The 6,164-nt window shown below is 65.1% G+C and carries 14 protein-coding genes, 1 other RNA gene and 1 pseudogene; all 16 read left to right on the top strand.

Annotated elements, in window-relative coordinates; all coding sequences use genetic code 11:
• The first annotated feature begins 164 nt into the window (after window positions 1-164).
• On the top strand, window positions 165-689 hold the full coding sequence (locus tag QO207_RS30930; RefSeq protein ID WP_301536064.1) for a hypothetical protein: 525 nt from the start codon (window positions 165-167) through the stop codon (window positions 687-689).
• Entirely contained in the window at window positions 686-1,099 is a 414-nt protein-coding gene (locus tag QO207_RS30935) for a hypothetical protein (RefSeq protein ID WP_301536073.1), read from the top strand. Before QO207_RS30930 ends, QO207_RS30935 begins: the two co-directional genes overlap by 4 nt.
• A gap of 7 nt (window positions 1,100-1,106) precedes the next feature.
• Window positions 1,107-1,394: a hypothetical protein gene (locus QO207_RS30940; protein ID WP_367620497.1), complete on the top strand. Its 288-nt coding sequence runs from the start codon at window positions 1,107-1,109 to the stop codon at window positions 1,392-1,394.
• An 18-nt stretch (window positions 1,395-1,412) separates the two neighbouring features.
• A complete protein-coding gene (locus QO207_RS30945; RefSeq protein WP_301536065.1) occupies window positions 1,413-2,030 on the top strand; it encodes a DUF3164 family protein in 618 nt (205 codons plus the stop codon).
• 1 nt (window position 2,031) lies between these two features.
• Entirely contained in the window at window positions 2,032-2,487 is a 456-nt protein-coding gene (locus QO207_RS30950) for a hypothetical protein (RefSeq protein WP_301536066.1), read from the top strand.
• Window position 2,488: 1 nt separating this feature from the next.
• Window positions 2,489-2,935: a hypothetical protein gene (locus QO207_RS30955; RefSeq protein WP_301536067.1), complete on the top strand. Its 447-nt coding sequence runs from the start codon at window positions 2,489-2,491 to the stop codon at window positions 2,933-2,935.
• Between the two features lie 9 nt (window positions 2,936-2,944).
• Complete coding sequence (locus tag QO207_RS30960; protein ID WP_301535773.1) at window positions 2,945-3,151, top strand: hypothetical protein; 207 nt, start codon at window positions 2,945-2,947, stop codon at window positions 3,149-3,151.
• Window positions 3,150-3,222, top strand: an RNA gene (locus QO207_RS30965) — hammerhead ribozyme type II. The genes QO207_RS30960 and QO207_RS30965 overlap by 2 nt, the downstream gene beginning before the upstream one ends.
• A 5-nt stretch (window positions 3,223-3,227) precedes the next feature.
• Window positions 3,228-3,635 (top strand): hypothetical protein, encoded by a 408-nt coding sequence (locus QO207_RS30970; RefSeq protein WP_301536068.1) that lies wholly within the window; start codon window positions 3,228-3,230, stop codon window positions 3,633-3,635.
• A 10-nt stretch (window positions 3,636-3,645) separates the two neighbouring features.
• Window positions 3,646-3,852, top strand: a complete 207-nt coding sequence (locus QO207_RS30975; protein WP_301536069.1) for a hypothetical protein — start codon at window positions 3,646-3,648, stop codon at window positions 3,850-3,852.
• Complete coding sequence (locus tag QO207_RS30980) at window positions 3,849-4,256, top strand: gp16 family protein (RefSeq protein ID WP_301536070.1); 408 nt, start codon at window positions 3,849-3,851, stop codon at window positions 4,254-4,256. The genes QO207_RS30975 and QO207_RS30980 overlap by 4 nt, the downstream gene beginning before the upstream one ends.
• Entirely contained in the window at window positions 4,243-4,692 is a 450-nt protein-coding gene (locus QO207_RS30985) for a Mor transcription activator family protein (protein WP_301536071.1), read from the top strand. The genes QO207_RS30980 and QO207_RS30985 overlap by 14 nt, the downstream gene beginning before the upstream one ends.
• Before the next feature lie 102 nt (window positions 4,693-4,794).
• Window positions 4,795-5,142: a hypothetical protein gene (locus tag QO207_RS30990; RefSeq protein ID WP_301536072.1), complete on the top strand. Its 348-nt coding sequence runs from the start codon at window positions 4,795-4,797 to the stop codon at window positions 5,140-5,142.
• The gene (locus QO207_RS30995) at window positions 5,135-5,554 is read left to right on the top strand and encodes a hypothetical protein (RefSeq protein WP_301535766.1); all 420 of its coding nucleotides are present in this window, start codon (window positions 5,135-5,137) and stop codon (window positions 5,552-5,554) included. Before QO207_RS30990 ends, QO207_RS30995 begins: the two co-directional genes overlap by 8 nt.
• 2 nt (window positions 5,555-5,556) lie before the next feature.
• Window positions 5,557-5,973, top strand: coding sequence for a structural protein (locus QO207_RS31000; protein ID WP_301535765.1), 417 nt, complete (start codon window positions 5,557-5,559; stop codon window positions 5,971-5,973).
• Window positions 5,970-6,164, top strand: a pseudogene (locus QO207_RS31005) (hypothetical protein); the annotation flags it as partial. The gene QO207_RS31000 and the pseudogene QO207_RS31005, both read left to right, overlap by 4 nt.

The raw sequence follows: 6,164 nt of genomic DNA on the forward strand, positions 1-6,164 counted from the left end.
CAGCGCAACCGCCAGCGCAACCGCCCTGACCCGCCTGTTGGGTGATTCACCCGACGGAAATGTATTACTCCTGACCGACGGTTTTTGGTCCAGCACTGACACCCGGCACCTGAATCGGTGGCGGGCGGGGCTTCCCCACCCGCAAGGGCTACGTCGCCGAGGCCATGTGGCGCACCCTGCGCATCCTCGGCCGTGCCACCCCCGAGCAGATTGCCGCCCAGGTCGCCGCCACCGGGACCAAGGTGCTGGCCTCCAGCGTGCAGCGTTACTTCCGCGACCTGAAGAACGCCGGATACCTGGAGCGCGACGGCCGCTACTACATCCTCACGCCAAAGCGCTACACCGGGCCGCGTCCGCCCATGGTGCAGCGCACCGAGATTCGCCAGGTGTACGACCCCAACCTGGACAAGGTGGTGTGGGTGTCTGGTGAGGAAGAGGCACAGCCGGAGTGTCAGGAACTGACCTGGCTGCGCATCGAACGCGAACAGCTGCAGGAACAGTTGGAGCTGCTGCAGGCAACCGTCGCCTGCTATCGCGCAGACGCAGAGCGCTATCGCCACATCGTCAACGTCCTGGGAATGGGCATCTCTCTGCCGGGCTCCTGCTCGGTAACCAAGACGGCAGAGGAAACCAATGCGGCACTAGATGCCCTCATCGCGGAAGAAGCAATGAAGAGGGCGTGCGCATGAACCAGGTCGACCTGTCCGCCTGGGGCGAGCACCCGCCCGCGTTCGTGCAGTTGCTCGCGGCTGAAGTCGCCCGCAGCAGCCAGACCAAGGCCGGCCAAGCCATCGGCATGAGCCGCTCCACCGTCAGCACCATCCTGGCCAACCGCTATCCGTCGCCCTCGACCATTCGTGTCGAGCGCCGCGTCCTGGACGCGCTCAGCCGCATCGAGTGCCCGGCCCAGGGCGAGCTGGTGACCTCCACCCAGTGCACTGACTACCTGCAGCGGCCCGCGCCGCTGAATAACCCCGTTGCCATGCGCTGCTGGAAGGCGTGCCGCGTCTGCCCGCGCAACCCCCACACCGCCACCGTGAACCGCGAGGAACGAAGCCATGAATCAGCCCGCATCGCGCTTGAAGTTCTTGACGCCTGAGCTGGCCGTGAGCCTGCACACCTTCAACGACGCCACGCGAACCCTGCAGCGCATGGGCATCCGCCTGCACTGCATCGACCCGAGCAACAACCGGCTGACGCTTAGCCCCGAAGACGGCCGCCGCCTGGAATCGCTGCAGCTCCTGGTCGGCTACCAACGCCACGGCACGGCCGGCAGTACCCGCTATGTGGCGCGGTTCCAGGGCGTAGAGGTGACCTGGTCCGAACCCATCAGCTACCTCGACTACCGCAGCCCCAAAAGCCCCAGCGCACCCGCTGACCTCACTTTCTTCTGATCCGTAGGAGCCAATCACATGAACCAAGTAACCATCCCCGAAGGCTATCGCGTAGACGCTCAGAAGCGCCTGGTAGCTGAAGCCCTGATCAAGCCCGTGGACCTCGCCCGTGACCAGTTGGTGATGGAGCTGGTGGGCAAGGCCAAGGCCGTCCAGGAAGAGCTGTCCCGCTTCAAGGCTTCGGCCTTCGGCGACGTCGACGCCTTTGTCGACCTGTCCGTCGAGCAGTACGGCGTCAAGCGCGGCGGCAAAAAGGGCAACGTGTCGCTGCTGAGCTTTGACGGTCGCTACATGATCAAAAAAGCCATCCAGGAAACCATCCAGTTCGATGAACGCATCCAGGCGGCGCGCGAGCTGATCGACGAATGCCTGAGCGACTGGACCAAGGGCGCACGCCCTGAAGTGGTGACCCTAGTCAGCGATGCATTCCGCACCGACACCAACGGCGAAATCCGCACCGCCCGCGTGCTGTCTCTGCGTCGCCTGGACATCCAGGACGAGCGATGGCAGCGAGCTATGAAGGCCATCGGCGAAGCCTGCCAGACAGCCGGTTCCAAGTCCTACATCCGCGTCTATGAGCGCGTCGGCGATAGCGACCAGTTCGAACAGATCAGCCTTGATCTGGCGGGGGTGTGAGATGGCCAAAGCCAATCCGTTCATCCCGCCAGGCAAGGACTACGGCGCGGTAGACACCGAGAGTCGGCTGCGCGCCCTTGAGGACTTCGACCTGGAACAGTGCCACGCGGCCCTCGAAGTGCTTGGCCTGCAGGCAACCGTCGAGAAGAAGCTGCGCACCCGTATCCGCGCCCTGGAGAAGCAAGCTGCACAGTGCGAAACCATGCAGCGGCCTAAATCGGGCTGCGGCTGTCCTGACTGTGGGTCGTCGCTGATCGACGTGCCGGGGGATCGCGTCGCCCGCATGCCCCACCCGAAATACCTGCAGGTGTGGCAACTGATCGACGCCGCCTTGTTCGACTATCACGAGCCGCATCAGCGCGGGGATGTCTGCAACATCCTCGCGCCGATCCTGGCCCCATTGGTGAAGGACGACATCGACCTGGCGAAGCTCCAGGGCGTCGGGAAGGGGGCGTGAAATGGAGCGCTATCACGATACGCAGACCGACCCGCTGCCGCTTCGCTCGCCGTACCACGAAGCCGAGCGTCAGCGCCTGCAGCAGCTGACCGCCGAGTTTCTCGCCCAGGGCGGTGAGATTCAGCAGGTCGGCCATCAGATGCGCGACAAGTACACCTTCGTCCTGAACCCCAGCCGGACCCCGGTCTATGCGCACTTGTTCGTGCCGGCCGTGCCTTCGGTGCCGGAGCAGCCCAAGGCAGAGATGCGCGAGCTGACCGCCCAGGCGAAGCCAGAGCGCAAGGTTCCGGCCGCGCTGCTGGACGGCCGCACGCTGGCGGCTCGCCTGATGGTTCAGGCGGCGCTTGACGCCACACCGGAACAGGCCGCCAAAGCCGTGGGCATCAGCGCGAAGCACGCCCGCCAGCTGATGCGGGACTTCAACATCAAATTCCACCGCCAACGCTAAGGGGGCTCCATGGCCAAGGTAACCATCATCCTGGAAGACGTCCTCGGCGGCGTCTCCATGGATATCCGCAACGACCGCCCGACGCACATGCGCGACCTGATCCGGCAGAGCCCGGCTCAGCGCCTGGGCGAGCAGCTCCATGACCTGGCGAATTTCGAGCTTCGCCTGGCCAGCATTCCGCCGCACCGGAAGCAATTCAGCGAAACGCGCCACTGAGCGAAACCGCTCCCGGCCTGGCCGGGGCGGTCTGCCCAGCGTGGTGGCTGGGTACTGATGAGCAGCCGAGGAAAACATGGAACAGAAAGATTGGGATGACCTGCAGGCGCAGATGGACACGCCCTACGGCTCGATGGAGCTGCAGTGCGATCAGTTCAAGGTGTCGCTGGTCCAGCACTCCAAACCCGCTAGCCGCAAGTGGGTCACCTACGTGTTTGTAGATGGCCACTACAAAGGCGCATGGAGCTTCGCCGATGAGAATGGCGAGCCCAAGCATGAAGAGGCCCGGAGGTTCTTGCGTAAGTCGAGCAAGGCTTTCTTCAGCACCAAGGAAATTGAGGCGTATCGCAAAACCTTTGGGAAACGCCGGGCGACCGAGCTGGCTGCTAAGCGGCATGTGTGGTTCCACGCGGACTGGACCAGCTTCAACAGCCTGAAAAAGCACCTCATCGCCAACAACACCAGCATCCAGCGCATCGAATAAGGGGAACGACATGGAAAACGGCAAGATGCTGACACCCGCCGCCAAGCCCCGTCTGGTGCTGGAGCCCTGGGGCCAGGAGAAGCTTTGCCCGCGCTGCGACGAATACTGGCCGGCTGACGGCGAGTTCTTCAGCCCGCGCGCTGAAGGCAAGCTCGACAGCTGGTGTCGCTGCTGCGTGAACGAGTACCACCAGGAACGTCGCCGGAGGGTTCAATGAGCCTGCGCAACGTGAACCTCGCCAAAATCCACATCGCCAAGGCCCAGCTGGGCCTGGACGATGACGACTATCGCGCGCTGCTGGGGCGTGTCGCGGGCGTGCGCTCGGCCAAAGAGCTGGGGCCGCGCCAGGTCGCCCAGGTGCTGGCCGAGTTCCAGCGCCTGGGCTGGAAACCGGAGAGCAAACAGCAGGGCCGCGCCACGCCAAAAGTGCCCCAAAACCGCCAGGTCGTGCTGAAGAAGGTCGAGGCACTGCTGGCCAGTGCATCGCGCCCTTGGAGCTACGCCGACGCGATGGCCAAGCGCATGTTCCAGCGCGAGCGCGTGGAGTGGCTGGACGACGACCAGCTGTATCGCCTGATGCAAGCACTGATCATCGACAGGAGCCGGCATGAGCACCACTGACATCGATCTGCGCCAGGTCCAGGACATGCTGCCGGACAACGTCAGGGACATGGCGGGCCGTATCGGCCTGCCATCCACCCTGGTGGTGGTCGAGCAGCTCGGCGGGACGCTCTGGCGCATCGCCGAAGGCCGGGCGCGCAGGGGCGAGGCCCGCCGTGCAGCACTGGCCGAGCTGGTGGGCAGCGAGATTGAAGAGCAGCTCCACGCCCACTACAAGGGCGAGGAAATCTACGTCGCCCGCTGCCACAAGGCCCTGGTGCGGTGGCGTGATCTGGAAATCACCGAGCGTTTCGAGCGGGGCTTGCGGGATGGGCAAACCGTCCGTAGCCTGCTCAACGATCTGGCGCGCGAGTACTCACTGTCCTCTCGCTGGATTTGGGAGGTTGTGAACCGGCCAAGCGAGCCTTCGCCGCAGCAGTCCACCCTGTTCCACTAAGCCGGGGCGCAACGCCCCGGCCGGCGTCTTCTCGCCAGCCCTGTCTCAGCCGTTGAACCCCTTCCGCTAATCCCGCCTCGCGCGTGTCGCCACGATGGCGGCATGAGCACATCCAGCCATCCGCACCCACCGCGCAGCCCCCGCGACTATGCCGCCGCCATCCTGGCGGAAGGCACCCGCGAGCGCCGCAATGAGCTGCTGCAAGCCTGCCCGGAAGTGTGGCGGCCGCTGGTTCGCGCCCATGTGGAGGATGCTTTCGCCAAGGTCAAAGCCTACCGCGAGATGATGGACCGCCGTGCCCAGTCGATGCGACGCGGCCCTATCCCTGCTCCCCGCGTCACCGATACCTCCTACCGCATTTCCAACTTCACCAAGTCCGCACCGGAGGTTGGCAATGGCCACCTATCCGCAATTCGGGCATCGCTCGCAACGGAAGCAACCAATGCCTGATCCCGCATCCACCTCGGCCGGCAGCGCCGCGCTGCTCAAGCTCTTCGGCATCCACATTGGCGCGGGGGCTTTGGCCGCCGCCCTGGGCTTCCTGGTCCTGTGGCCCAAGACCATGAAGGAAGGCTTTGCCCGCCTGTTCTGCACCATCGTCGCCAGCAGCGTGTTCGGCCCGCTCCTGGTCGTCTACCTGCACACCAACCGCCCCGAGCTTTTCGACTCCGCGCGGGTGGTCGCCAGCCTCTACCAGCTGGACCCAGCCGTGGGCCTGCTGTTCGTTTCCGCGCCGCTCCTGGTCATTGCCGGCTTGCCGGCCTGGTGGCTGATCGGCGCCGCGCTGCGCCTGTTTGAGCGCGACGGTGATTCGTGGCTGGGCGTGTTCGCCCAGTGGGTTAAACGCAAACTGGAGGTCTAGTAATGGCCCTGCAACCTCGCGGCATTCGCAACAACAACCCCGGCAACGTGGTGTGGTCGGCTCGCAACAACTGGCAGGGACAGCTCCCGCACGACCCGAAGGTCGAGCCGCGCTTCTCCCGCTTCGACACCCCGCAAAACGGCATTCGCGCCCTGGCAAAGCTGCTCCTGAACTACCGCAAGGTCCACGGCCTGCGCACCGTCGAATCCCTGATCGCACGCTGGGCGCCGTCCAATGAGAACGACACCCGCGCCTATGCCGCTGCCGTGGCCCGCGAGCTGGGCGTCCCGCCGCAGGCTGGCCTTCACCTGGATCAGCCGACGCTGGCGGCCCTGGTCACCGCGATCATCCGCCACGAAAACGGCCAGCAGCCCTACAGCGCCGAGCTGATCGGCAACGCCGTGCGGGAAGTGCTGTGACCTGGCGCCTCGGCCTGCTCCTGGTGCTGCTCCTGGTGCTGACCTCGGTCGGCTCCTGGATGGTGGGCCACCAGGTCGGCCTGGCTGACGGCCGCGCCATCTGCGCCGAGGCGCAGACCGACGCTTACCGCAACGTCCTGGACGATTCGGTCGCCCAGCTGAAGAAGGTCCAGGACACCAGCACCTCCATT

The sequence above is a fragment of the Pseudomonas sp. CAN1 genome (assembly GCF_030462585.1).
GTDB lineage: Bacteria > Pseudomonadota > Gammaproteobacteria > Pseudomonadales > Pseudomonadaceae > Pseudomonas.

What these genes read in the sequence shown, in the direction of transcription:
- QO207_RS30960 (WP_301535773.1), top strand. Translation starts at nt 2,945, where the DNA reads ATGGCCAAGGTAACCATCATCCTGGAAGACGTCCTCGGCGGCGTCTCC.
- QO207_RS30985 (WP_301536071.1), top strand. Translation starts at nt 4,243, where the DNA reads ATGAGCACCACTGACATCGATCTGCGCCAGGTCCAGGACATGCTGCCG.
- QO207_RS30930 (WP_301536064.1), top strand. Translation starts at nt 165, where the DNA reads ATGTGGCGCACCCTGCGCATCCTCGGCCGTGCCACCCCCGAGCAGATT.
- QO207_RS30955 (WP_301536067.1), top strand. Translation starts at nt 2,489, where the DNA reads ATGGAGCGCTATCACGATACGCAGACCGACCCGCTGCCGCTTCGCTCG.
- QO207_RS30995 (WP_301535766.1), top strand. Translation starts at nt 5,135, where the DNA reads ATGCCTGATCCCGCATCCACCTCGGCCGGCAGCGCCGCGCTGCTCAAG.
- QO207_RS30935 (WP_301536073.1), top strand. Translation starts at nt 686, where the DNA reads ATGAACCAGGTCGACCTGTCCGCCTGGGGCGAGCACCCGCCCGCGTTC.
- QO207_RS30990 (WP_301536072.1), top strand. Translation starts at nt 4,795, where the DNA reads ATGAGCACATCCAGCCATCCGCACCCACCGCGCAGCCCCCGCGACTAT.
- QO207_RS30970 (WP_301536068.1), top strand. Translation starts at nt 3,228, where the DNA reads ATGGAACAGAAAGATTGGGATGACCTGCAGGCGCAGATGGACACGCCC.
- QO207_RS30980 (WP_301536070.1), top strand. Translation starts at nt 3,849, where the DNA reads ATGAGCCTGCGCAACGTGAACCTCGCCAAAATCCACATCGCCAAGGCC.
- QO207_RS30950 (WP_301536066.1), top strand. Translation starts at nt 2,032, where the DNA reads ATGGCCAAAGCCAATCCGTTCATCCCGCCAGGCAAGGACTACGGCGCG.
- QO207_RS31000 (WP_301535765.1), top strand. Translation starts at nt 5,557, where the DNA reads ATGGCCCTGCAACCTCGCGGCATTCGCAACAACAACCCCGGCAACGTG.
- QO207_RS30945 (WP_301536065.1), top strand. Translation starts at nt 1,413, where the DNA reads ATGAACCAAGTAACCATCCCCGAAGGCTATCGCGTAGACGCTCAGAAG.
- QO207_RS30975 (WP_301536069.1), top strand. Translation starts at nt 3,646, where the DNA reads ATGGAAAACGGCAAGATGCTGACACCCGCCGCCAAGCCCCGTCTGGTG.